Origin of the sequence: Pectobacterium sp. HCp5_1, assembly GCF_032905925.1 — a bacterium.
Taxonomy (GTDB): Bacteria; Pseudomonadota; Gammaproteobacteria; order Enterobacterales; family Enterobacteriaceae; genus Pectobacterium; species Pectobacterium brasiliense_A.
The window spans coordinates 1-24,233 of record NZ_JAUMIO010000045.1 but is presented as its reverse complement, the minus strand read 5'-3'; the positions used below and the strand labels follow the sequence as shown (position 1 = coordinate 24,233).

21 protein-coding genes are annotated in these 24,233 nt (G+C 50.3%); 9 read left to right on the top strand and 12 right to left on the bottom strand.

What is annotated here, in order from left to right:
- Nucleotides 1–123: 123 nt before the first annotated feature.
- The 3 genes from Q3A88_RS20005 to Q3A88_RS19995 all read left to right on the top strand — a co-directional run bounded on the left by Q3A88_RS20005 (nt 124) and on the right by Q3A88_RS19995 (nt 3,384).
- On the top strand, nt 124–492 hold the full coding sequence (locus Q3A88_RS20005) for a 3'-5' exonuclease (protein WP_233990360.1): 369 nt from the start codon (nt 124–126) through the stop codon (nt 490–492).
- Between the two features lie 529 nt (nt 493–1,021).
- Entirely contained in the window at nt 1,022–2,221 is a 1,200-nt protein-coding gene (locus Q3A88_RS20000) for an MFS transporter (RefSeq protein ID WP_233990361.1), read from the top strand.
- 62 nt (nt 2,222–2,283) lie between these two features.
- Nucleotides 2,284–3,384 carry an SLC13 family permease gene (locus tag Q3A88_RS19995; RefSeq protein WP_110163306.1) on the top strand — a complete coding sequence of 367 codons (1,101 nt, stop codon included), beginning with the start codon at nt 2,284–2,286 and terminating at the stop codon, nt 3,382–3,384.
- Nucleotides 3,385–3,597: 213 nt separating this feature from the next.
- Here Q3A88_RS19995 and Q3A88_RS19990 read toward each other — a convergent pair whose 3' ends face one another.
- Complete coding sequence (locus Q3A88_RS19990) at nt 3,598–4,662, bottom strand: MBL fold metallo-hydrolase (protein ID WP_317178518.1); 1,065 nt, start codon at nt 4,660–4,662, stop codon at nt 3,598–3,600.
- Between the two features lie 244 nt (nt 4,663–4,906).
- A complete protein-coding gene (locus Q3A88_RS19985; protein ID WP_110163300.1) occupies nt 4,907–5,500 on the bottom strand; it encodes a hypothetical protein in 594 nt (197 codons plus the stop codon).
- A gap of 500 nt (nt 5,501–6,000) precedes the next feature.
- On the opposite strand from Q3A88_RS19985, the gene Q3A88_RS19980 reads away from it, so the two are divergent.
- Genes Q3A88_RS19980 through Q3A88_RS19970 form a run of 3 tightly spaced genes read left to right on the top strand, consistent with a single transcriptional unit; the run spans nt 6,001 to nt 8,610 of the window.
- Nucleotides 6,001–6,885: an RNA ligase family protein gene (locus Q3A88_RS19980; RefSeq protein WP_039286406.1), complete on the top strand. Its 885-nt coding sequence runs from the start codon at nt 6,001–6,003 to the stop codon at nt 6,883–6,885.
- Between the two features lie 5 nt (nt 6,886–6,890).
- Entirely contained in the window at nt 6,891–8,036 is a 1,146-nt protein-coding gene (locus Q3A88_RS19975; protein WP_110163299.1) for an AAA family ATPase, read from the top strand.
- Nucleotides 8,037–8,061: 25 nt separating this feature from the next.
- A complete protein-coding gene (locus tag Q3A88_RS19970) occupies nt 8,062–8,610 on the top strand; it encodes a hypothetical protein (RefSeq protein ID WP_317178517.1) in 549 nt (182 codons plus the stop codon).
- Nucleotides 8,611–8,719: 109 nt separating this feature from the next.
- On the opposite strand, the gene Q3A88_RS19965 is transcribed toward Q3A88_RS19970, so the two are convergent.
- Together Q3A88_RS19965 and zigA are read right to left on the bottom strand one after the other, a co-directional pair.
- Entirely contained in the window at nt 8,720–10,564 is a 1,845-nt protein-coding gene (locus Q3A88_RS19965; RefSeq protein WP_317178516.1) for a rhamnogalacturonan acetylesterase, read from the bottom strand.
- A gap of 666 nt (nt 10,565–11,230) precedes the next feature.
- Complete coding sequence (gene zigA, locus Q3A88_RS19960) at nt 11,231–12,454, bottom strand: zinc metallochaperone GTPase ZigA (RefSeq protein ID WP_317178515.1); 1,224 nt, start codon at nt 12,452–12,454, stop codon at nt 11,231–11,233.
- 164 nt (nt 12,455–12,618) lie between these two features.
- Here zigA and zinT point away from each other — a divergent pair, with 164 nt between their 5' ends.
- Nucleotides 12,619–13,305, top strand: a complete 687-nt coding sequence (gene zinT, locus Q3A88_RS19955) for a metal-binding protein ZinT (RefSeq protein WP_317178514.1) — start codon at nt 12,619–12,621, stop codon at nt 13,303–13,305.
- Between the two features lie 109 nt (nt 13,306–13,414).
- Here the strand turns inward: zinT and Q3A88_RS19950 are convergent, their stop codons facing one another.
- The 4 genes from Q3A88_RS19950 to ascF form a co-directional block, all read right to left on the bottom strand.
- Entirely contained in the window at nt 13,415–13,801 is a 387-nt protein-coding gene (locus tag Q3A88_RS19950; RefSeq protein ID WP_110163295.1) for a VOC family protein, read from the bottom strand.
- Between the two features lie 49 nt (nt 13,802–13,850).
- Complete coding sequence (hisN, locus tag Q3A88_RS19945) at nt 13,851–14,651, bottom strand: histidinol-phosphatase (RefSeq protein ID WP_110163294.1); 801 nt, start codon at nt 14,649–14,651, stop codon at nt 13,851–13,853.
- A gap of 234 nt (nt 14,652–14,885) precedes the next feature.
- A complete protein-coding gene (locus Q3A88_RS19940; RefSeq protein ID WP_039511900.1) occupies nt 14,886–16,316 on the bottom strand; it encodes a 6-phospho-beta-glucosidase in 1,431 nt (476 codons plus the stop codon).
- 40 nt (nt 16,317–16,356) lie between these two features.
- Nucleotides 16,357–17,817, bottom strand: coding sequence for a PTS cellobiose/arbutin/salicin transporter subunit IIBC (gene ascF, locus Q3A88_RS19935; protein WP_317178513.1), 1,461 nt, complete (start codon nt 17,815–17,817; stop codon nt 16,357–16,359).
- A 494-nt stretch (nt 17,818–18,311) separates the two neighbouring features.
- On the opposite strand from ascF, the gene Q3A88_RS19930 reads away from it, so the two are divergent.
- A complete protein-coding gene (locus Q3A88_RS19930) occupies nt 18,312–19,337 on the top strand; it encodes a LacI family DNA-binding transcriptional regulator (protein ID WP_317178512.1) in 1,026 nt (341 codons plus the stop codon).
- A gap of 136 nt (nt 19,338–19,473) precedes the next feature.
- Here the strand turns inward: Q3A88_RS19930 and Q3A88_RS19925 are convergent, their stop codons facing one another.
- From Q3A88_RS19925 to Q3A88_RS19910, 4 genes are all read right to left on the bottom strand, one after another.
- Nucleotides 19,474–19,932 (bottom strand): hypothetical protein, encoded by a 459-nt coding sequence (locus tag Q3A88_RS19925; protein WP_110163288.1) that lies wholly within the window; start codon nt 19,930–19,932, stop codon nt 19,474–19,476.
- Between the two features lie 424 nt (nt 19,933–20,356).
- On the bottom strand, nt 20,357–20,584 hold the full coding sequence (locus tag Q3A88_RS19920) for a hypothetical protein (protein ID WP_072012457.1): 228 nt from the start codon (nt 20,582–20,584) through the stop codon (nt 20,357–20,359).
- Nucleotides 20,585–20,764: 180 nt separating this feature from the next.
- Entirely contained in the window at nt 20,765–21,271 is a 507-nt protein-coding gene (locus Q3A88_RS19915; protein WP_110163287.1) for a ClbS/DfsB family four-helix bundle protein, read from the bottom strand.
- Between the two features lie 80 nt (nt 21,272–21,351).
- Nucleotides 21,352–22,332, bottom strand: a complete 981-nt coding sequence (locus Q3A88_RS19910; RefSeq protein ID WP_317178511.1) for an LLM class flavin-dependent oxidoreductase — start codon at nt 22,330–22,332, stop codon at nt 21,352–21,354.
- 424 nt (nt 22,333–22,756) lie between these two features.
- Here Q3A88_RS19910 and Q3A88_RS19905 point away from each other — a divergent pair, with 424 nt between their 5' ends.
- On the top strand, nt 22,757–23,953 hold the full coding sequence (locus tag Q3A88_RS19905) for a M20 peptidase aminoacylase family protein (RefSeq protein WP_317178510.1): 1,197 nt from the start codon (nt 22,757–22,759) through the stop codon (nt 23,951–23,953).
- Nucleotides 23,954–24,233: the final 280 nt, after the last annotated feature.

The following is a 24,233-nucleotide window of genomic DNA, read 5'->3' as shown; positions in this document are numbered from 1 at the left end:
CCTCGCGGAGAATACTGATGATCTGTTCGTCGGAAAAACGCTTCTTCATGGGGATGTCCTCATGTGGCTTATGAAGACATTACTAACATCGCGGTGTGTTAATCAACGGGGAGCAGGTCAGATTTGCTTGACACTGAATCAGATTTACCCCGCGCATTAGGACGATTTGCGGATGATCAAGCCGTAAGGATCCTGACCATTCATAAGAGCAAGGGGCTGGAGTTCGACTCTGTCATTATCATGGCTGTTGAAAATGAGATTTTCTTTGGCAATGAAGACGAGAATCGCTGTGCCTTTTTTGTTGGTGTATCCCGAGCAAAGAAACGTTTGGTCTTAACTCATGCCGCTCAGCGAGAGCGCCCAGCGAACGCGAAACGTTGGAATGTTAGTAGAACTGCCCAGTCTGAGTATTTTGGTTATGTTACACCGTTTGTAAGTAAGCAATCAGAGAACACAGAATGCCCCCAAAACCCTGTTGAATCCGGTAGATAATAGGGGTAAAAAAACGGACTAAAACCCGCAGTGTACGGACTTTAAGTTGATTTCGGTAAACTTGGAGAGGATTAGAAGTGGTGCCGATAATCGAGTCTAACATACGATATTCGTATTACGATGCGAGTAATATCAAAGATGAGTACAATGGTGAGTGCAAATAAAATAAATAATTAAAAATCATATTAAAATAAATCAGTTAAAATATAAATGACGGTTCAACGTCTAAATCGCTTTTGTTGTCTCATGAGATCTCACTGTATCTCTTGAAGACCAACAAACCTCATAAAACCCACGCAATTGCGTGGGTTTTCTTTTGATAAAGTCTACGTCCCCTCTCGAAAGCTCATCTATATCGCAAACGACCTGAACGTAGATCAGATGATTTACGTTGGTTAAGAATCATTACAATCAGATTGTTGACCCGATTGTTAAAAATCATATCGTTGAGGGCATTAAATCATTCGATCCTCTGGGCATGAATGTGTCTTAGCCACGACATAAAATGTCCAGACAGGAAGGGAATAGAATGCCTCTACGTTCACTGCAAGCACTTTGCCTGCTAAATTTTTTTATGGCCGACGTGCGTGACGGACTAGGCCCTTTTCTCGGTATTTTTCTTGCACAGCAGCACTGGCTCCCAGGGGAAATCGGTCTTGTCATGACATTAGGAGGCGTTGCAGGACTACTGGCTACGATTCCCGCGGGGTTGATCACGGATTCATCTCACCATAAACGACAGATGCTGTTGATTGGATGTGTGATGATTACGTCCGCGACCTCACTTTTATGGTTCAATCAAACTCCCTGGGTTACAGGCATCTCTCAGATAATCAACGGTATTGCCGCAGCATTTATTGGGCCGATTCTCACCGGGTTAACGTTGGGCCTGACCGGGCAAAACGGTTTTAAACAGCAGATGGGGAAAAATGAAGCCTTTAATCACGCAGGGAACATGACAGCCGCAGTTATTGCAGGGGTTTCCGTATGGTACTGGGGCATGGGTGCAGTATTCATTCTTATGACAGCAATGGCTTCCCTGTCAGCGTTAGCGATAATGGGTATCCGTGAAAATGACATAAACCATAAAGCAGCCCGTGGTATTGATTCCAATGTCACAAGAAAACCGATTTCATGGCCATCCCTATTGATAAGTCATTCGTCTCTTATGACAATCGGCGTAACGTTACTTCTTTTTCATCTTGGGAATGCGGCGTTGCTACCCATGCTTAGTATACGTGTCGCTTCAGAACCCAGTTCAGTGAATCCTGGTCTCTATGCAGCAGCGACAGTGATTATCTCTCAGGCCGTCATGATCCCCGTTGCGCTTTGGACGGCCAGTCGTGCAGAAAGATTAAGCTACCGCCAACTTATTATGATCGCATTACTGATACTTCCCATCCGTGCCGCGTTGGCTGCCACCTTCGCGTCACCCTATTCCATCATGCCGGTTCAAATTCTGGATGGCGTCTCTGCGGGTATTCTTGGCGTCGCGGTTCCTGGCTATATAGTGAAAGAACTACAAGGAAGCGGCCATATCAACGCAGGACAGGGTATCGTTATGTTTATGCAAGGCGTTGGAGCCTCAGCCAGTCCGGCGCTTACCGGTATTGTGGTAGGGAAGTATTCATACAGCACAGCCTTCTCAGCGCTCGGTGCTATTGCCCTCCTTGCTTTGTTCATCTGGTGGCAGGCAAATCGGTCGATAGATTCATCCGTCACCCGTTGATGATAAAAAATTAAAAACAGCCACATCGGCTTCCATCTTAATATTTATTCCAGAGAGATATAATGCGCGAATTGCTGACTCCATTTATGCGTGACAAATTTCTTCACGCTCTTGTGGTACTGGGGATCATACTCAGTTTCTTTGCTGTATTTAAAACAGACGAACTCACCGCTTCTGTTGACTGGAAAACCATCCTGACGCTGACAACATTACTTATGCTCACCAAAGGTATTGAACTCAGTGGGTATTTTGACAAGATGGGTTTGAAATTGGTGAATAAGTTCAGGAAACAGAAAACGCTGGCATTATTTATCGTGACGTTAGCAGCGTTATTATCAACGTTCCTCACGAATGATGTTGCGCTGTTCATTACGGTACCACTCACGCTGTCGTTATCTAAATCCTCTGAGTTTCCCGTTGGACGATTAATTATCTTTGAAGCCCTCGCCGTTAATGCAGGCTCTTTACTCACGCCTATTGGCAATCCACAAAACATTCTTCTCTGGAGTAAGAGCGGATTAAGTTTTATGGAGTTTGTGATGACAATGCTCCCCCTGAGCGCCCTGCTGTTTATTGCATTACTGGTCTTAACAGCGTGCAGTTTCAGTAATAAGGAGATCGCGATACCGGATAACTCTCTCGGGGGAGATTATCGTCATGGTCTGCTTTTAGGTACTCTGGTGTTGTACGTGCTGTTTATCGTGGCGCTTGAGTTGGACAGAACCCTACCGATACTGATTCTTGTCCCGCTGTTTTATCTGTTGTGCGCGCGACGCGTACTGCTACAGCTTGACTGGGGATTATTGGCCGTGTTTGTCTTGATGTTTATTGATGTGTTCCTCTTGACGAAATTACCGGCTCTTAGCAACCTCATTGCATTAATACCGCATTGGAGTGATGGTGCGCATTTTCTGCTGGCGATAGGCCTTTCACAAGTCATCAGTAACGTACCTGCGACCATATTTCTGCTTCATGCCGTCCCTTCATCGGTTCTACTGACATGGGCAGTGAATATCGGCGGCTTTGGATTACTTCAAGGTTCAATGGCTAACCTTATTGCGTTGCGTATGGCAAACGATCGCCGCATTTGGTGGCAATTTCATCTATTTTCGATACCCGCACTTTTTTTCGCGATGATTGCTGGCTGGCTAATGCTTTATTGATGGCCACCAAAAACAGCACGGACTCTGTCATGAATACCGCCGAATGGTGAAACCTCACATTAGTCCGCTGCCTGGTACCCGCACCTGCTAACCGTTCACGCAGCAAGACGAATACCGCGCAGGATCGACACGGCGGTATAATACCGAACATCTCATCCATTCAACCACGCGGCAAAAATGTTGATAAACATGCTTAACTCTCGTTCAGCCTCATTACCACCACTGACTAAACGTCTGCTGCGGGTTATCGACCTGAACGCGTTCGCCAATGCGGGGCGTCATCAGTCGCCAGTCTTGATTTTCACTCGCCTGAGAAATGCGCTCCAGCGGATCGTTCCAGCGGTGGTGCGCCAGCTTAAATTTGCTGTTATGGCTCGGTAGTACCGCTTTAGCCTGCAAATCACTGGCCGCCTGCGCGCTCTCTTCTGGCGTCATATGAACGTGGGGCCAGTCCCGATCGTATTGCCCACATTCCAGTATCGCGATATCGAATCCGCCCAGACGCTCGGCGATCGCTTTGTAATGCGCACCATAGCCGCTGTCCCCGCCGAGATACAGACGATGTTGTTCCGTAATCAGCGCAAACGAGCCCCACAGCGTTTGATTATGCTTGAGGAGTCGGCCAGAAAAATGCTGTGTCGGAAGCACATGGATGTCGATGCCGTTCTCTTTCAGACAACTGAACCAACCACCTTCCGTAATGTCTTTCTGCGGGAACCCCCATTTTACAAAATAGGAACCCACGCCCGTTGGCGTGACGATGCGGCGGATTTTCCCGCGTAACGCATTCAGCGTGGGATAATCCAGATGATCCCAGTGATCGTGGGTGATCAGCAGATAGTCGATGGGGGGAACGTCATCCGGTGAATACACATTGCTGCCCTTGAAGGCGACGTTGGTGCGTGGCACTGGCGAAGCGTTGTCGCTAAATACCGGATCCAGCAGGAACGTTTTCCCTTCCAGTTGAATGAAATAGCTGGAATGGCCCATCCAGATGATGACGTTATCCGTTTTACTCAACTGGTGCAGATCGGTTTTTTCCGACGGCAGACGGGTATCTGGCAACGCACCAGCGTCTTTCTCGAAAAGAAAGCGGTACAGCAGCGCGAATCGGTTCTGGCTATCGACCGTCGGGCGAGCCACTGGGTTATGAAATGCGCCATCGCGAAAGAGTGGGTTTTCCGGCTGGGGTTTGACCTCTGGTGATACATACTGCGGCTGTTTTAACCAGCCGTAAACGGCGACTACAATCACAGCCAAAACGAGTAACAAAAGCATAGCGTTTATCCGGTGTCGTTTCGTGATGAATATATTTCGTAATGAACGTCGTTTCGTCATGCCTGATTTCAGGCATCGACCCTTTGGCATCGGCAGTTATGCACGAACGTTAAGAATCTGGCAAGGGAGAACCGGGGGATTTTTGGTGCAAAAAAAGCGAAGGTACTCGCCTTCGCTCAGGAATGTTGATGAGAAACCGTGGCGGCCTGTCACCGCTAACGTTTGCCTGCGGCGTCAGTACGGATTACTTTTTAAGCGCCAGCAGCGTTTTTCCCATCCCGATAACAAATTCATTTTGTTGCCCGATAACCTTATTCAGCCCGGCTTCATCATGCATATTTTCAATCGTGTTGATCGCCTGCACTTCCAGCACGCGCCCTTTAATCAGCGTCGAACACAGCGAATGCAGAACCTTGTTATTCAGAATCGTTTGTAAGCAGCGAAAAGGTGTCGCATCATCAATTTTTCCCGCACGCTGGTCGGGCTTAATGCGTTGGCGCAGCATCTCTTTTTCGGTACTGGCAATCACTGCATCCAGATCGCTGGGCTTGGAGGCAATCGGGACATTGCCATCGCTATCAGGCGGCAGCATAAACAATGAAACCAGCGCCTTATTGCCTGTCGTAGGGTCAACATACTCGGTCTGCACCATGTGGTTTGCCGCATCAACCACTTTTTCTCGCTGAATCATATTCAATAGCTCCGCAGGTAATGCATCGGTAAGATCCTGCGTGGTATAGCCGACGAATAAATCTGGATCTTTTGTCTCTGCGACACCGTACAGCGGCAGAACCAGTAACAGACCCGCAATCCCTTTCTTTATCACACTGATTTTCATCATATTCCCCTGCTATTCATTGTATGCATTCCCCTATCCCACCACTCGCTATTCTTATCGCGCTAACGTCGATAGCCTCTGGCCTTTTTACCACGTTTACACGCGACAACGCATTCTACAACTACAGGAAAGAATAGCATTTTTTATACAAAAACTTGTTGTCGGAGAATTCCTTCGCTAGAATCGCGCCGTTTACTCACCCCTAATGTGTCATTTGGAGCCCTAAAGTGCCCTGTACGTCAGCCCCCCACTAACCGCCGACGACTGCATTAAGCAGCCTCGATTCGGCGCAGTCTGCGCCAGCGTTGGCTGCGGTACGAGTTCCCTGTTTTCCCCGCTATTGTGCGGAGCAGAAAACGAACCTCCCGCTTCCTCCCCCGCGACTCTGGCCTCTGGAATGCCAGTGGACAGTCTATTGACTCGCGCCAGAACACGTTCGTCGGCCCTCTTTTTTATCGTAGATGGGCCTGGCTGTGCCAATAACGCAGCAGGCGAAAAACATGTATTTACATTCAATACCGTTATTAAAGTATCCACGTACCCCGCATCTGGAAGGTTCGCGTTTACAGTCTGGCGATGATGCGTCGGACCAAATTGCACTGAAAGCGCTGGCAGGCCGTTACGTCGTGATCGAAGAAAAGATCGACGGCGCGAACAGCGGCGTGTCTTTCAATGAAACGGCGGAACTCCTGCTCCAGTCGCGCGGCCACTATCTGGCTGGTGGCTCGCGGGAACGGCAGTTCAACCAGTTCAAGCTCTGGGCTACTGCGCACGAAATGCGTTTTCTTGAGCTGCTGGAAGACCGTTTCGTGATGTACGGCGAATGGGCGTACAGCAAGCATTCCGTGTTTTACGACCGGTTGCCGCACTACTTTCACGAATTTGATATTTACGATCGTCGTGACAGCATTTTTTTATCGACGGCACGCCGACACGCGATGCTGGCCGGTTCGCCCGTGTTGTCCGTTCCGGTGCTTTACGCCGGGGAGATGCCAACAAATCCGGCATTGCTGTGGAAGCTGGTATTCCGTTCGCTGGCGAAAAGCCAGAACTGGAAGACCGCGTTTGAATCCACCGTGCAGCGTGAAGGTTTGCCGCTCGCGCTGTGCTGGCAGCAAACCGATAAATCGGACCGTTCGGAAGGCCTTTATTTAAAAGTTGAAGATGATGAACAGGTACTGGCACGTTACAAGCTGGTACGCCATGACTTCATCCAGACCATTTTGGACAGCGGCTCGCATCATTCCCGGCGCCCGATTTTGCCGAACCAACTGGCTGACGGCGTTGATCTGTACGCGCCCTGTCCAACCGTATCTTGGGAAATGCTGGGGCTGAATACGCTGCGTTCTTTAGACGCGCTCGTCGCCGCGATGCCCGATAAGTAAGGAGTATGACTATCATGGATTGGAATACCATCAGGGGATTGGTCCCCACCTCTGGCGCACAGCCAGATTTTGCTGATTGTCTGGACGCGTTTCCAGTACTTCAACGCGCTAAAGAGACGCCGCAGGAACCGCGCTATCATGGTGAAGGCGATGTCTGGACACACACCATCATGGTGGTCGAGTCGCTCTTGCAGCTTCACGATTACCAGACAGCCACGCGCGAGCAGCAGGAAATTTTGTTTTTTGCCGCGTTGCTGCATGACGTTGCAAAATACCGCACGACACTGATTGACCCGGTAACGGGTCAGATTGGTCAGCCGGGACACTCGCGCAAAGGTGCTATCGACGCCCGGGTGCTGCTGTGGGATGCAGGCGTTCCGTTTGCGATTCGGGAAGCGATTTGCCGATTAATTTCGGTGCATCAGGTGCCGTTTTACTGCCTTGAGGATGAACGCCGTCGGATGTCGCCGATCTTTACGATTCGCGAACTCTCTTGGCAGTTGAGCATTCCGCTGCTGGCAACGCTGGCGGAAGCCGATATGCGCGGACGCATCTGTCAGGATCAAGCGCGCGTGCTCGACAGTATTGAGCTGTTCCGCGAGCTGGCGCGGGAAGAAGGCTGTTACGGCCAACCGAGATCGTTTGTCGATGCTCACACGCGCTTGAGCTATTTTCGCGGAGCCGATGTGCATCCAGACTATCCGTTGTTTCAGGAGCCGGGATCGAAAGTCACCGTGATGTGCGGTTTGCCCGCATCGGGAAAAGACACCTGGGTGCGGACGCATCGGCACGATTTACCCGTAGTTTCTTTCGACGATGCGCGAACCGAGTTGGGATTGAAACACGGCGAAAACGAAGGAAAAGCGGTGCATTGGGCGACCGACAAAGCACGCTCACTGCTGCGAACGCATGAACCGTTCGTGTGGAACGCCACGCATCTGAGCCAGCAAATGCGCACCCGCACGTTGGATCTGTGCTACGCCTACGGCGCAGAAGTGGAGATTGTCTATCTGGAGCGCCCGCGTCAGGAATTACTGCGCCGCAACGGGAAACGGGACACCACATTGAGCAACAAAACACTGCAAGGTATGCTGACGAAATGGGAGCTTCCCGCACCGACGGAAGCGCATGCGGTTAGCTATGAAAGCTAATCAATTAATCTAAGGAGAGAGAAAAATGGCACGTGGTTCAGAAAGTCATAACATCGTCTCGCCGTTGCTTTCACCGAACGATATCACGTGTCTTTTACAGCCCGTGGCACAGTGTATTTCTGATGAATATCCTTGGGTAAGCAATGATGAAGAGGCAATCGACAAATGTTTTAAAGGGGTTTGTGCGCAGGTCATCCGCCTGACCAACACCAAATCGAGGATAGAATGGAATCACTACGGTTCTGGCTATGCCTCTTTTGTCGACGCCTGGTTTTATAAGAACACGCCGGATTTTGACGTCAAACGCCCGCTTTGCCATGGCGAAGAACACATAGGATTAACCGTTTTATTGAGCCGCCTGTCACCCTATTTCGTTTTTATGGAAAGCGAGAAACAATGGGATGTTCACGGCAGCGGTTATCAGGCGCTTCCAGAACTGGAAATGCTCGATAGGATGGAGACACCCGCCGTTATTGCATTGAGCCAGCAGGTTCAATCAGAACTGGAGAAGTGCGGGCTTGTGCGTGCTTATAAGGAACAATTGACATCGCTAAGACCTAAACTCCCCAGCTAAGCTGGGGTTTCTAGACACAATGAAGAAAGCCCGCGAAATATGCGGGCTTTCGACGTTGTCACCGTTCTGAAAGGTTGCCGCATGGCTACGACCTTTTCATCACGTTTTCTTACTTAGAGACTTTACCTGTCACCTTCACGCCATACAACGCGAGGGATTTACCCGCTGTGCCCGCAGTGTTCCACGGATAGATCCGGATATACAAGGATTTGCCTGACGGCACCTGGATGGCAAGGTTGTCATACTCGACGTATGTCATCACATCTTTCGCTGAAGACAAGGGTTTGCTCCCATTGAGGCGCGTCCACTTGATGTTATCGGTCGAGTACTCCATATCGGCTTGCACTGTCGAACCGCCGCTTGTCGCATAGTGCATTGATATTTTGTTAGCGTTCAACGAACCTGTCGGTGTCGCCATGAATTGCAGATATTTTGTATTGTCACGTGAGGTCCAGGTATCCACGACATAGCGAACTACGCTCGTATCCTGACCATCGACTGCCATCACCTTGGCCGCTGTGGTCGTTAGATTGCTTACTGTGGCATCCGTTGCCGTCAGTATTCCATCTGTGGTAGGTGCCAGGGATGAACCCGAGCTAAACCAGGACGCGTAAGAATCAAGACCTGCTCCCGCCGGTACTCCCTTGCCCGATACGGCTAGGGAACCGATGGTAGACGAACCAAGAGTAAACGAGATGACCTTGTTGTAATCTACGGCATCGGACGGCTTGAAACGGACATACACGGTTTTTGTAAAAGAACCATTCGTGTATGGAATGTTGAGTGACGACTTCCACGCCGTTTGATCGAAGGACAGTTCAAAATTTTTAGAAGGAGACTGAACCGTCACCGTGCCCACATCCGGGTTCAGATCGAAGGCGGAAACCGTCATCTCCTTAGTCGTCGCAACCCCTGTGTAGCGCGTACCCCATGCAAGAGGGTTCGGGCTGGCGATCAGCGAAGTAACAGACACCATGTAATTCTTCAAGATGTCCAACCTGGACATTCCCTCGACGGCGCGCTTGGCAATCAAATTGGCGAACAGAATTTGTGGGTGTGTACTATCCGCCGCAATATATAAATTTGCCTTGGCGGCCGCATCACCGTAAGCCTCTACGATAGTTTTGGTTTCCGTCGTGAGGTCGACGATCGGCACATTGTATTTAACGGCAATCTTTTTCATCGCTGCCGGGTAATTGCCTCGTTCATAGATCTCGCCATTCTTGACACCCACATCGTGGAGGCCTTCTGGCTTGATCGTCGTGCCTGCAAAGTATTTGCGTACAATCGGCGTCATCAGAATAGGGTATGCGCCTTTCGCTTTAATCGCAGTGATATACCTTTTCAAAAATTGATAGTACGAGTGCTCCGATTTATCTACTGTCGGATCAATCGCATCCGGCGCGCCTGAACACTTCTCACCATCGGTTGTTCCATCGCTACAATATGCATAAGTACCGTATGCGGCATAGCTAGCGTCCGTTTTTTGGTCATTGTGCCCAAACTGTATAATGACATAATCGCCAGCCTTAATTTGAGGCAAGATCTCTGGCCAACGTGTGGCTTCGTAAAAGAAACTGCGCGAACTACGCCCGCCAAGCGCCCAGTTTTTAACGGTGACGTTTGAATTGAAGAATTGGGGCATCGCTTCACCCCATCCCATTTGCGGTCTACGGGCATCCGTATAGTGTGTCATTGTTGAGTCACCAAGCATGTGGATCGTGACGGCTTTTTGATTGCTTGGTTTAGTGGCGCTCACGCTAGATTGCGAATTGGAATAACTCACTGTCGAGGAGTCCCCATTACCGCCTGCTGCGTAGGCATTAACGAAAACACTCAGGGCTAATACTCCAAATAAAGTAGGATACTTCATGTAATATTTTCTCCATTTTTTAATTGTATTGTCATCAATGACCACACTGGCTACCGCTATTAACGCGTTGCCAAAAACCATTATGCTGATTCATTGGAGGTCATTCACCAGTATATTCGTGAGGTCAGAGTGCGTCGTAATATTTCGCGATATAACTTATTATTATGTGGCGAACATCACTAAAAATAGATATCCCCTATTTCTTCATATTGTTGCAGAAGCATTTCATTAGATTGCTATCCAATGCTTTGTGTTTTACGGCATTCATCGTACTACCGCTTGCGAGTGTAATGACTATCCTTGGTAGAAATGGGATATGGCTTGGGCAATTGACTAATAATCACCGCAATCATTTCCGTCTTTCAATGATTGAGATAGCGTTCTCGTATCTCTCGCCGTGCACGAAGGCGATAATTTTATTTTTAAATAATCGTTATACAGGCCTAGCTAATAATAAAAACAATGGTTTTTATTATTCAGCGGTAAATATAACAAGTGATTTCATCATTAAGAAAATAAAACGACTATTCTATTCTAAATTCAAGTTGGAATGCACCTTACTCGTTGTGAATAAGGATTACTCTGACACAGCCGCAGCGCGGTAAACGAGAGTTCGTATTCTGTGATATCGTTTTTTCTGCACCAAGCTGCAATTTTTCATCGGAAAACTTATCGCCCTCGACACGCACGGGGACGATAAATCTTCCACCACCTGAAAAATCAGGCCTTTTCTAGATTCCACACACTTTATGACGCAAACCAGGGCTCTATCGGATCAGGATAAGATACCCACATCGCCAGACCTTCGGTCATTTCTTTGTCCGTCAGCAGTGCAGTCTCCAGGCGGACTCGCAGCGCCTGTTCATCCATATCGATACCGATAAACACCAGTTCCTGCCGTGCATCGCCCACGCCATCCACCCATATGGAACGAATGTAATCCAGCGATTCGCTATCTGTTGGCCATCTTTCTTTTGGTGCGCTGACCCACCATGAACCAGCCAGCCCCTGACGTGCCACGCCACCTGCCTGAGACCACGATCCGGCATATTCCGGGCGACTTGCCAACCAAAAATAGCCCTTAGATCTGACCACCCCGGTGAGCGAATTTTCCATGACCTGCGCGAAACGGGCAGGATGAAACGGCCGACGCGCGCGGAAAACAAAACTGGTGATGCCATATTCCTCAGTTTCAGGCGTATGCTCGCCGCGTAGCTCTTTCAACCATCCGGGAGCCTGCGCCGCTTTGTCGAAATCAAACAATCCCGTGTCGAGCACTTCATTCAACGGCACCGCTCCAAACTGAGCATGAAGTATTTTTGCACCTGGATTCAGTGAACGGATAATCGCAACCAGCTTCTGCTGTTGCGCCGCATCAATCAGGTCGGTTTTATTGAGGATAATGACATTGCAGAACTCGATCTGGTCGATCAGCAAATCCACAACGCTGCGCTCGTCACCCTCTCCTAACGATTCTCCGCGTGAATGGATGCTGTCCACCGATGCATAATCTTTTAAGAAATTATATCCGTCGACAACGGTCACCATCGTATCCAGCCGAGCCACTTCAGAGAGGCTTTCCCCATCGTCACCCGCGAACGTGAATGTCTCCGCGACCGGAAGCGGTTCCGCAATACCGGTTGATTCAATGACCAGCTGATCAAAACGCCCTTCTTTCGCCAGCCGATTAACTTCGATCAGGAGATCTTCGCGCAGCGTGCAACAGATACAGCCGTTACTCATTTCAACCAGCTTTTCGTCCGTCCGTGAAAGCTCAGCGCCGCCCGCCCTCACCAGTGCAGCATCAATATTCACTTCTGACATGTCGTTGACGATCACCGCGACGCGGCGGCCAGCACGATTATTCAGAATATGGTTAAGTAACGTGGTCTTTCCCGCGCCGAGAAAGCCGGATAGTACGGTCACAGGTAGTCTTGCATCTGCTTTCTGTCGAGCTACAACGTCAGCCATATTTCACACTCTCTAATGATTTGCATTGTTACTTTTCTGCTTCGGAATGATTCATCACCACGAATGTTTCGCTTTTAAACACTCATTGCGATAATCTTTCCATGCGTTAATTGTTATGTTATAACATAACAATTAACGCATGGAAAATCATTGAGGGTTTGATTTTGTCTAATAATATTAAGAAACTTGTACTCGCTCTGGGGGCACTCCTCGTAACCGGTCAGGTCGCCGCGCATGGCGATCATTCGCATAACCATTCTCATGGCCATACTCACGCTCATTCACATGGTGCGCCCATGAGCGACATTGAAAAGAAAGCATCCAATGGCGTTTTCAATGACAGCGATGTAAAAGACAGAGCGCTTACCGGCTGGGAAGGAATGTGGCAATCGGTCTACCCGATTATGCTATCGGGTGAGATGGATCCCGTGTTCAAAAAGAAAGCGGAAAATGATAAAAGCAAAACATTTGAACAGGTTAAAGATTATTACCGCAAAGGTTACGCCACCAATGTTTCAGAAATAAAAATCGACAATGGCGTAATGACGTTCTACAAAGATGGCGAAGTGACCTCATGCCATTACGACTACTCTGGGCATAAGATCCTGACCTATGTATCAGGTAAAAAAGGCGTTCGCTATCTGTTTGAATGTAAAGATGCCCAGTCAAAAGCACCTAAATACGTTCAGTTCAGCGATCACACCATTGCGCCGCGTAAATCCGCCCATTTCCATATCTTTATGGGAAATACGTCGCAAGAAGAGATTCTCAAAGAAATGGACAACTGGCCAACGTATTACCCCTATCAGCTCACCAGCGATCAGGTTGTTGATGAGCTGCTGCATCATTAACAGACGTTGAATTCCTTATCAGAAGGCATGGTCCGTTTTCAGGCTATGCCTTCTGACCCTACGCCAGAGGAATGAAGGCAGTTTGTGCAGCATACGAAAGCGTGCCGATTCAGTCTGAGGTTATCTCAATCAGATTACCATCTGGGTCGCTGACGATCGCTTCGTAAAATCCGTCCCCCGTCATTCGCGGTTGGGCAACCAGAATGCCGCGTTCCGCCGCTTTGCTGGCTAACGCTTCCACATCCGCCTTGCTCCCGACCGAAATCGCGACGTGCGCCCAGCCGCAGCCTTCTTTATTGGTTAGCGCTTCTGCCAGCACCGGCAGCGTCATCAGCTCAATAGATGCGCCTTCACCCAGTTGAACAAAATGTGATTCAAAACCGGGGCGATTCCGGCTCACATACTTTTCCCCCACCTGAGCGGAGAAGAATTCTTGCCAAAATGCCGCCTGCGCGGCCAGATCGGCGGTCCATAACGCCACGTGTGCTACTTTCATCATGATTCCTTATTAGCCGTTGTCTTTTGCTGGTTTTACAAACAAGCGGTTATGACCGCGTTCTATTCAGAATGGCTAACACCTGTTGGTGTAGCTCGGGGTTACCAGTCGCGACTATCGTGCCGCCCGCTTCCGCTCGTTGTCCGTTGAGATCGGTAATGATGCCGCCCGCCTGCTCAATAATCGGGATCAGCGCAACAATGTCGTAGGGCTGCAATGCAAATTCCACGCAGATATCAATCTGGCCTGCTGCCAGCATCGCCATCGCGTAACACTCACCGCCGTAGCGCGTCATGAGCGTGCTTTCTGCCAGATCTGCGAAACGAACCGCAGGGTGCATAGCCAGCGCTTCCGGCGCGGTGGTGTGAAGAATCGCCTGTTCGAGCGACACGCCTTTACGCGTGCTTAAACGCATTTCCCCATGCCAATCGCTGCGCCACGCCTGTGAACCATCGGCCCAGAAGCGCTCTCCGGTAAACGGCTGGCTCATCATCCCCATCACGGCGCGTTCATGGTGCAATAGGCCAATCAGCGTTCCCCACACGGGTAGCCCACATAGGAAAGGCCGGGTTCCATCGACGGGATCTAAAACCCAACGCACCGGACCTTCCCCGCTCAGGCCAAATTCTTCGCCCATGATCGCGTGATCGGGGTAATGGCGCGTGATGTGCTCACGAATGACCCGCTCAGCTTCCCGGTCGGCCTCCGTGACCGGATCAAAGCGAAAGCCCTCTTTTGGCTTCGTCTCAATTTGATTGGCGGTAAGGGAACGAAAACGCGGTAACGTTTCCTGACTCGCCAGCGTGGCGAGTTCATGAAAAAAGGCAATATCGGGAAGCGACTGACTCATGGTGTTTTACCTTCCTATCGCGTTGGCATGACGGCGTTGTTGAGTACTGACGATGATAAACCGCAATGCTCACTATAGCTCGATTATGCGCTATTTTGCATAATTAACTCGCTCGATTATGCACAAAGAAGCAGACCACCACAATTCACGTTCTTCGCATTTTTGTAAAAAAATAGCCCCCAGACGTCTCCGTCAGGGGGCTATAGCAGGAATCGCTGAGTAACCTTATTGCCTTTAGCTCAGGTCAGCACCGTTGCTGGCAATCACCTTCTTATACCAGTAGAACGATTTCTTTTTCTTTCTGGCTAATGTGCCTTCGCCTCGGTCATCGCGATCGACATAGATAAAACCGTAGCGTTTGCTCATTTCACCGGTGGAGGCAGAGACCAAATCGATACAGCCCCATGAGGTATAGCCGATGACCGGAATACCGTCGCCGATGGCGTCCGCCATCGCGCTGATGTGCTCGCGCAGGTAGCTGATGCGATAGTCATCATCAATCTCGCCCTGTGCGTTAATCTCGTCCTTCGCACCCAGCCCGTTTTCTACCAAAAACAGCGGTTTCTGATAGCGGTCATACATCATGTTCATGGTGATGCGCAGGCCCAGCGGGTCGATTCCCCAGCCCCATTCACTCGCCTTGATGTGCGGGTTCTTTAACGACTTCACGATGTTCGCCGCGCTGCTGTTGTGCTCGTTCATATCCGCCGAGGCACAGCGGGAGGCGTAATAGCTGAAGGACACAAAGTCTACCGTGTTCTTGAGAATCTCATCATCGCCCGGCTCAGAGGTAATCGTGATGCCCTTCTCTTTAAACAAACGGCCGGTATACGCCGGATAGGTGCCACGTGCCTGCACATCGATAAAGAACAGGTTTTCCCGATCTTTATTCAGCGCCGCCCAAACATCTTCCGGTTTGCACGACCACGGATAGAAATTGCCACCGGCCAGCATACAGCCGACCTGATTTTCTGGGTTAATCTCATGCGCAATCTTCGTCGCCAGCGCACTCGCCACCAGTTCATGGTGCGCCGCCTGGTATTTCACCTGCTCCTGGTTTTCCCCTTCGGCAAAGACCAGCCCCGCGCCAGAAAACGGGCTATGCAGCAAGATATTGATTTCATTGAACGTCAGCCAGTATTTCACCAGCCCGTCAAAGGCTTCAAAACAGGTGCGAGCATAGCGGGCGAAAAACTCCACCATTTTGCGGTTGCGCCATGAACCGTACTCGGTGACCAGATGCATCGGCACATCGAAATGGCACAGCGTCACCAGCGGCTCGATGTTGTACTTCTTGCACTCGGCAAACACATCGCGATAAAAGGCGATGCCGTCCGCGTTGGGCGTCAGCTCATCGCCGTTCGGATAGAGTCGACTCCAGGCGATGGAAGTACGGAACACCGTGAACCCCATTTCCGCCATCAGCGCGATATCTTCTTTATAGCGATGATAGAAATCGATCGCCTGATGGCTGGGATAAAACTCATCCTCGCGCAGCGCGAAACGTGGTTCTTGCCCCAGTTTCACCGGCAGACGATTCACGCCATGGGGAATCATATCTACCGTCGTCAGCCCTTTACCGCCTTCAAGGTACGCGCCTTCTGCCTGATTGGCCGCAATCGCGCCCCCCCATAAGAACCCATTGGGAAATGTTGATGCAGACATACGCTCTTCTCCTTCGTACTTCAGCTAATTAGTGCTTAATTTAATTCGTGTTCACTGCGTGCTGCGGCGCGGAAACCTCATCGCCCTGTACGCGTTTCTCTTCCGGTTTTTCTTCGACTGGGATGTCTTCAAAGCCCAACAGCAAGGTGACAAAGAAGGAAATCACGACGGACAGAAGCATGACACCGAATACCCAGGCAATGCTCATCGGGTTGGTCGGGTCAAAGAACTGCACGCTGGTAAACAGCCCCGGCGAGGCCATTGAATGGCTTGCCAGCCCGCCGATACCCGCAACGGCACCACAGATAAAACCAGTAATTAAACAGGCGATCAGCGGACGTTTCAGACGCAAAGCCACACCGTACAGCGCCGGTTCAGAGATCCCGGCAACAATGGCCGAGGCCGCCGCCGCCAGCGCCGTCTGGCGCAGTTCCGGGTTTTTGGTGCGCCAGGCAACCGCCAGTGAAGAACCGCCAAGCGACAGATTCGCGCCGATTTCAGACGGCATTACCATGCCTTCTTTGCCCGTTTCAGCGATGGTTTGAATGATAGTCGGGGTAAACACGCGGTGCATACCGGTCATTACCAGCAGCGGCCAAATAGCGCCCATGATGGCAACGGACAGCCAGCCCAGATAGTCATGCACCGTGTACACCACCGCAGAAATACCGCTACCGATCCAGATCCCAATCGGGCCGATCAGCATAATGGCAATCGGAGAGGCAATCAGCACGATTAACATCGGTTTCAGGAAGTTTTTGGTCACCGCTGGCGTAATGCGGTCTACCCATTTTTCAATGTAAGACAGAATCCAGGTCATACACAGCGCCGGAATGACGGTGTAGGTATACTTCACCGCCGTGACGGTCAGCCCCATAAACACCACCTGCTGACCCTGCGCCGCTTTTGCCATCAGATCGATAAACGTCGGATGAACCAGCACCCCGGCGATAGCAATCGCCAGCGACATATTGGTTTTGAATTTTACTGCCGCAGACGCCGCCACCATGATCGGCAGGAAGAAGAACGCGCCATCACCAATCACGTTCAGAATTGTTATCGTCGAGGCGCCCTTCTCAAACAGCCCGGTCATGTCGAGGATCATGGCAAGCAGTTTCACCATCGAGCCGCCGATAATCGCTGGAATGAGCGGTGACATCGTGCCAATCAGCGCATCCAGAATCCCTGCGCCGATGCGTCGCAGCGTAATTTTATTGTTCACCGGTACGGCTTTTTCAGCGTCCACGCCTTCCGGCAGCAGTTTCACCACTTCGGCGTAGGCCTGAGAAACGGTGTTGCCGATGATGACCTGACACTGGTTATCGTTTTTCACGACGCCCAACACACCGCTTATCGCCTTCAATTCGGCCACATTCGCCGCATCATTATCTTTCAGCACAAAGCGCAGACGAGTCATACAGTGCGTCACGGCAGCGATGTTATCAGCACCACCGATGGCATCGACGATCGAACGGGATACAGCCGCATAATTCTTTGACATGGATAGACAATCTCTCGTAATCGCGCGCGCTACACCCAATTCAACACACCGTTCAACACGTCCAAAACGGGAATATCACTTGATGCACGCACATTTATTATTCAATTTCATACAGTTATGAAAGTATTCATGCCGGTATCCCTGCTCCATGCAACGTGATGAAACGTCGATGGGTAACCGGTTCCACATGATAGTGTTTATATATGAATGAAATTTCAATAATTTTGTTATGAATATTTTTCTTATGTGATCGAGATCGTCATGAATGGCGTGTTACTCCCCTCGATCGCTTTGGTTCCGCACTCATCAACCTGCTACCGGTCCATATCCTAAATAATTCGAGTTTCAGGCAGGCGGCAAGCGAAGGCATCCCGATGAGCTTACTCAAGTAAGCGATTCGGGTGACTAAGCGCAGCCAACGCACATGCAACTTGAAGTATGACGGATATAAAGTGTGTAAAATGACGGGAGTACTCAACGTCTCAGGATGTCCCATGTCGACAATGCAGGAAGTGGCGAAGAAAGCAGGCGTATCGAAAGCGACGGTGTCGCGCGTGCTATCGGGCAAAGGCTATACCAGTGAAGAAACCAAAACGCTGGTCTATCAGGCCATTGAGGAGACGGGATATCGGCCAAATTTACTGGCGCGGAATCTGGCGACCAGCAAATCCGCCTGTATTGGTTTGGTGGTAACCAACACGCTCTATAACGGCAGCTATTTTAACGAGCTGCTGTCACAGGCCGCCAAGAAACTGGAAGACAACGGGCGCCAGTTAATTCTGGTCGATGGCAAACACAGCGCCGATGAAGAGCGCGCCGCGATTCAATTCCTGCTGGGGTTACGCTGTGATGCGATCATCATATATCCCCGTTTTCTCACCGTGGATGAAATGGACGACATCATCGAGAAGCACAAACAGCCGATCATGGTGGTTAACCGTAAACTGCGGAAACACCAGAGCCACTGTATCTGTTGCGATCACAAGGGTTCCAGCTATAACGCCACGCAACATCTGATTGCGCGCGGTCATCGAGATATCGCGTTTATCACCGGTTCGCTGGATTCGCCGACCGCTATCGAACGCCTTTCCGGCTATAAAGATGCCCTGACGGCGGCCAATATCGCGGTACGGGATGAATTGATTGTGAACGGAAAATGGACGCCGCGCAGCGGGTCGCTTGCCATTAACGCCCTGCGCGATAACCGGGTATCGTTCAGCGCCGTTCTCGCCAGCAATGACGATATGGCGATTGGCGCGATAAAAGCGTTGGATGACGCTGGCGTTGCCGTACCGCACGACGTTTCTGTCGTCGGGTTCGACGATATTCCCACCGCCCCGTTTTTGAAGCCGTCGCTCTCCAGCGTCAAAGATCCGGTGAGCGATATGATCAACGAAGTGATTAACCGCCTGATCGCGATGCTGGACGGCGGCTATTTCTCGAAAGACAATCTGTTCTTGTCAGAGCTACAGGTCAGAGATTCCATTCAGAACGGGCCGTACGGTAATCAGCCCGTTTGAGTCCGCTACGGGGTGTGAGTTCAATCGATGGATGCAACACACTTATTGAACCGCTCTGCGCAGCAACATTGCCAGCTCAGGACTGAGCTAATACAGATAAACCGATTGACGTGATTCAATCGGGCGTGCTCGGCTGTCATTTTACGCTATTGACGTAACGAACCATGCCCTGGAGCAATTGCGCAAACCGATGTGATTCATAATTACCCTCACTTGGCACCATCCAAACGCTGTTGACCTCAAGTTGGATCGTTGGTATACCATGTGCTGCGCCGAATTTTGTGACGGTTTCATTCTTGGAGGCGGCAAAATAGTTGTTTGAGTAATTGGCAATACCTTCATTTCGCAACGAGGCGATGAGTTTGGTCACCAGTTCGTCTTTACCCAGCAGAGATTTTCCCTTCATGGTTCCGATATCGACATCATAGGGTCGGTAAGGGTGGCTTCCGTGGATATCAATAATGAGTTTCGGCTTTTGTGATTTTATTAATTCGGCTAGCCTCGCTTTATAATCATTATTATCGTAGTAGTTGGGGTCTGAAGGAGAGGCTTTTGTTGTATAGATGACCGTCGAACCCGTCAGTTTTCCCAACATGATTGCCAGCGCTGCCTTTATCCGCATCCTTTTGATAGACGATTGCTTCGTTGATCTGTTCAGGCGTGAGCAATGCTTTTTCGAAATGGCTAGTACCCTGATTCAATGAGCATGCCGATGCTGAAAAAACAAACAGTGCAATAACAGTAAATCTTCTTATTAATGCAATATTAAGTAATTTCTTCATCTGTCATCTCTCATAGAAATATTTGCCATTCCAATGCTCATGGAAACACAAAAGCGACGAAGTTTAGGAAGCCGACACGCTAAAAAATACGCGATTAAACCTACTATCCCTAGCGTAATGACTACTATTAAGAAGATGCTTTTTGAAGAGGCTTTAATGAAAAAAAGAAGGCAATCTACGCACCGAAAATGATCGTTTACAGCACGTGATTGCCCATTTTATCCGTCTGATACCATCTTAAACGTAAACGTTAAGCTGGTTATTTTCCGTTGGGCGATTCACCCCATCGGCTATCGGTGGCTTAAAGACCGACGCGCTATTGTCGTACGTCGTCCGGGTTCGGGTAGACGCGTCCTGATTAGGGTAACCAGACAGCTGCGACGAGCGGGAAATGCCCTGAACATGATCAGGTTTGTCAGGCATGGCGCTATATGACACTGGAGAAACGAGGTTGAGACCAATCATTTTTCTTCCCCCTATTCATCTCATCTGCCAGTAAAACTTATCTTGCTTACTACTGAGTATAGAACAATCAAGCAGGGGGAATATGTAAGGTTTTGTCTGAAAAAACACCGCTAGTGCGCCACTGACGAAGGGAAAGAGAAGACAAAGAATCAGCACTATTTTTTATTTTCTATCAGTGGGTTATGCGTTCTTCTCCCACGTGCGCAGTCGTCCGGCCGCATTTTTATAAGGCGAGGCGGTATTGAACTGAATCATCCGACCACGCGTCCACTTACCGTACCAGCATTCACCATAGAGCTGTGCATCGGTATAGCGCTCCACCAGCGCGATAAGCGCCAGTTTATTCGCGACAAGCCGAGCGACCAGTTCAGACCAATCGGTAATGTGAGCGAAGTCTTGATAGAATTTTTGCGCCAGTAAACCAAGCTGATTCCACTGGTAGCCCGTTTCTGGAAAATCTATGGCTTTACCCTGCTCTTCATACTGATGCCATTTCAGCACCAGATTGCCCCAGCCCAGCAAATACGCCACCAGATTTGCCGCGCTCATCTGCGTTCCCTGCGCATGCCCTGTCATTTCCGGCGAGAATGCGCGATCGGCGGGAACGGCCTCGATTCGCTTCATTAACAGCGCAAACTGACTGTTGATTGCCTTAATCAAGGCTTCCTTGCTTTCCGGTACTGCCATTATTTTCCCCGATTATGTTGATATAGACAAAATCAGGTTACTGCTCAAATGGCTATACCGCTTTGTCATCGCTCACGTTTTCAACGCTGCGCCAGCAGCCGAATCGATGCCTCACGCTCGCGGGGGGATGTCACGGGCGTATGGATGATGAACTCATCTACGCCAAAACGCTGATGGTAACTTTCCAGACGCTGATGAATGTGCTCTGGCGTACCGTAAAGCACATTGCGCGGCTCCTGCACAATACGGAAATCCGTCGCGCCCGCTTGCCGAACGAAGTTATCAGCCTGTTCCTGACTGCCTACCGTCAGCGGCGGCTTGTTCTCAATGTAAACTTTATAGTTATGCTGCGTGCTGGCCAGCGTCTCCGCATCCTCATGACGTTCGGCGGCAATCACCGACAGCGACAGCAGCGTCTGGGCGTTGGCGGGTTTCAACTCCCGATAACTCAAGAGAGATTCCGTCAGCAGCGTTTCACTGGCATTGATGAACCCGGCGAAGACAAAACTCCAGCCCAGCGAGGCGGCTAACCGCGCACTCTCCTGACTAGCACCCAACAGAAAGCGCTGCGGCGTATGTTCAGGTAATGGCGTCGCATTCAGGCGCTCGTCCGTCTCGTCATGGCTGTCGAGAAAGCGGTTTAGCTGATGTAGCTTCTCCGTAAAGGCAACTCGCTGCGTTTCACCGATCTCCTGCTGTAGCGCCCGCGTCGCCAGCGGCAATCCGCCTGGCGCTTTGCCGATCCCCAAATCCACACGCCCGCCCGCCAGAGCGCTGATCACATGAAAATTCTCCGCGACCTTATACGGGCTGTAGTGCTGTAACATCACACCGCCGGAGCCAATGCGCAGCGTTGTCGTGTGTGCCAACAACCAGGTGATCAAGACCTCGGGAGACGATCCCGCTAATTCATCGGAATTATGGTGCTCGGAAACCCAAAAGCGGTAATAGCCAAGCGCTTCTGCCACTTTCGCCAGCGCCACGGTTTGCGCCAACGCCTGCGCCGCATTCCTTCCTTCGGCGATCGGACTTTGATCTAATAAACTGAGCGTATATCCCACGATGTTTCCTTATTTTCAGCGACTATCCGTTAGCGCTATTTATTGCAAGGCTATGCATGTAAAAGTCCGTCATTTCAAAACGCCGTTTAAATAAACGGAGCAATAAAACCAGCCAGTGCAAAAGCAGAATAAGAAGAATGTTGCATAACAGGGTGAAATATAAATATCAATAATGGATTTTATTAGCAGATATTTTAATAAAGACGAAATTAACATCACGGGATAAAATAAATGATATCACTAGGTCATTCGCGTCCCTTGCTGGCGACATCACGGCTAACCCAGTAACGTAAAGGTAACAATACGGGACGTTTGAAATATGACGGGATAAAAAGGCATGAAATATAACCAGACGGTATTTATCCGTAGAGTAGCTATCGGCTACCTTTATCGTGTTTAAGTTTTGTTAAGGAGGTGTATTGATATGGCTGAATCTATCCCCTGTTGTGATACGTCATTCGAGCAGCAGTTAATTAACTGGCGACGGCACTTGCATCAGTACCCAGAACTGTCCAATCAGGAACACCAAACCACCGCGCACATTACCCGCTGGCTACAAGAGAAAGACATCCGCCTGTTGCCCCTTGCCTTAACCACGGGCGTCGTTGCCGAGATCGGTCACGGCAGCGGTCCAACGATTGCGCTGCGGGCCGATATTGATGCTCTGCCGATTGAAGAGTTAGTCGATGTGCCATTTCGCTCTCAGCACGCTGGCGTCATGCATGCCTGCGGACACGATTTCCACACCGCCGTGATGTTGGGCGCTGCCTGTTTGCTGAAGAAACGCGAATCTGTCTTACCGGGTAAAATCAGGCTGTTTTTCCAACCCGCAGAAGAAGTGTCTACCGGCGCTAAACAACTCATCCACGCCGGCGCACTCGCCGATGTCGCCGCCGTTTTCGGCCTGCACAACGCCCCTGAGCTTCCCGCTGGCACTTTCGCGACACGCAGCGGCCCGTTTTATGCCAACGTGGATCGCTTCGCTATTCACATTACGGGCAAAGGCGCACATGCGGCCAAACCCGAACAGGGCATCGACAGCATCGTCACCGCCTGCAATATCGTCAATGCGCTGCAAACCCTGCCCAGCCGTAGTTTCAGTTCACTGGAGTCGCTGGTCATCAGCGTCACGCGCATTCAGGGCGGCAACACCTGGAACGTCCTGCCGCAAACGGTAGAATTGGAAGGCACGGTACGCACCTACAATGCCGCGATTCGCGCGGAAATCCCGGAGCGAATTGAGCAACTGATCGGCGGCATCGCCCTTGCGCTGGGCGCAAAAGCGGAGCTGAAATGGTATCCCGGCCCGCCTGCGGTTGTGAACACCAGCGAATGGGCGGATTTCAGCAAGCAAATTGCCAGAGACGCGGGCTATCAGGTAGAAAACGCCGAACTGCAAATGAGCGGCGAGGATTTTGCCCTGTATCTTCAGGACGTGCCGGGCACGTTCGTCAGCATTGGCTCAAACAGCGAATTTGGCTTGCATCACCCTCAGTTCAATCCGAATGAAAGCGCGATTGCGCCAGCCTCACGCTATTTTGCTCAATTGGCGGAAGCCGCACTGCATCGCCTGCGTACCACGAAAGTTACCCCACCACAGGCAGTACTTTCTTCATCTTAATACGTTGATCTACAAATACAATCACCTCCGCGCGATCGATTGGGCGGAGGTGACTATTCCCTAAATCATTCGCGTTGGCAAACTGGTGAAAAACCTATTTTCAGAACGAGAACGGGGGGAATGGAATAGAGGAGTAAAGCGTCCGCGCCAGGGATGGCGCGGCTCGAGCGTACAGCTACCGTCTTGAGCGTCAAGCTGCTGTAGCGTAATTCTCGTCATACTTTTGCTGTTTCATCACAACACCGTAGCAGATGTGTACCAGCTTTCTCATCACCCCACC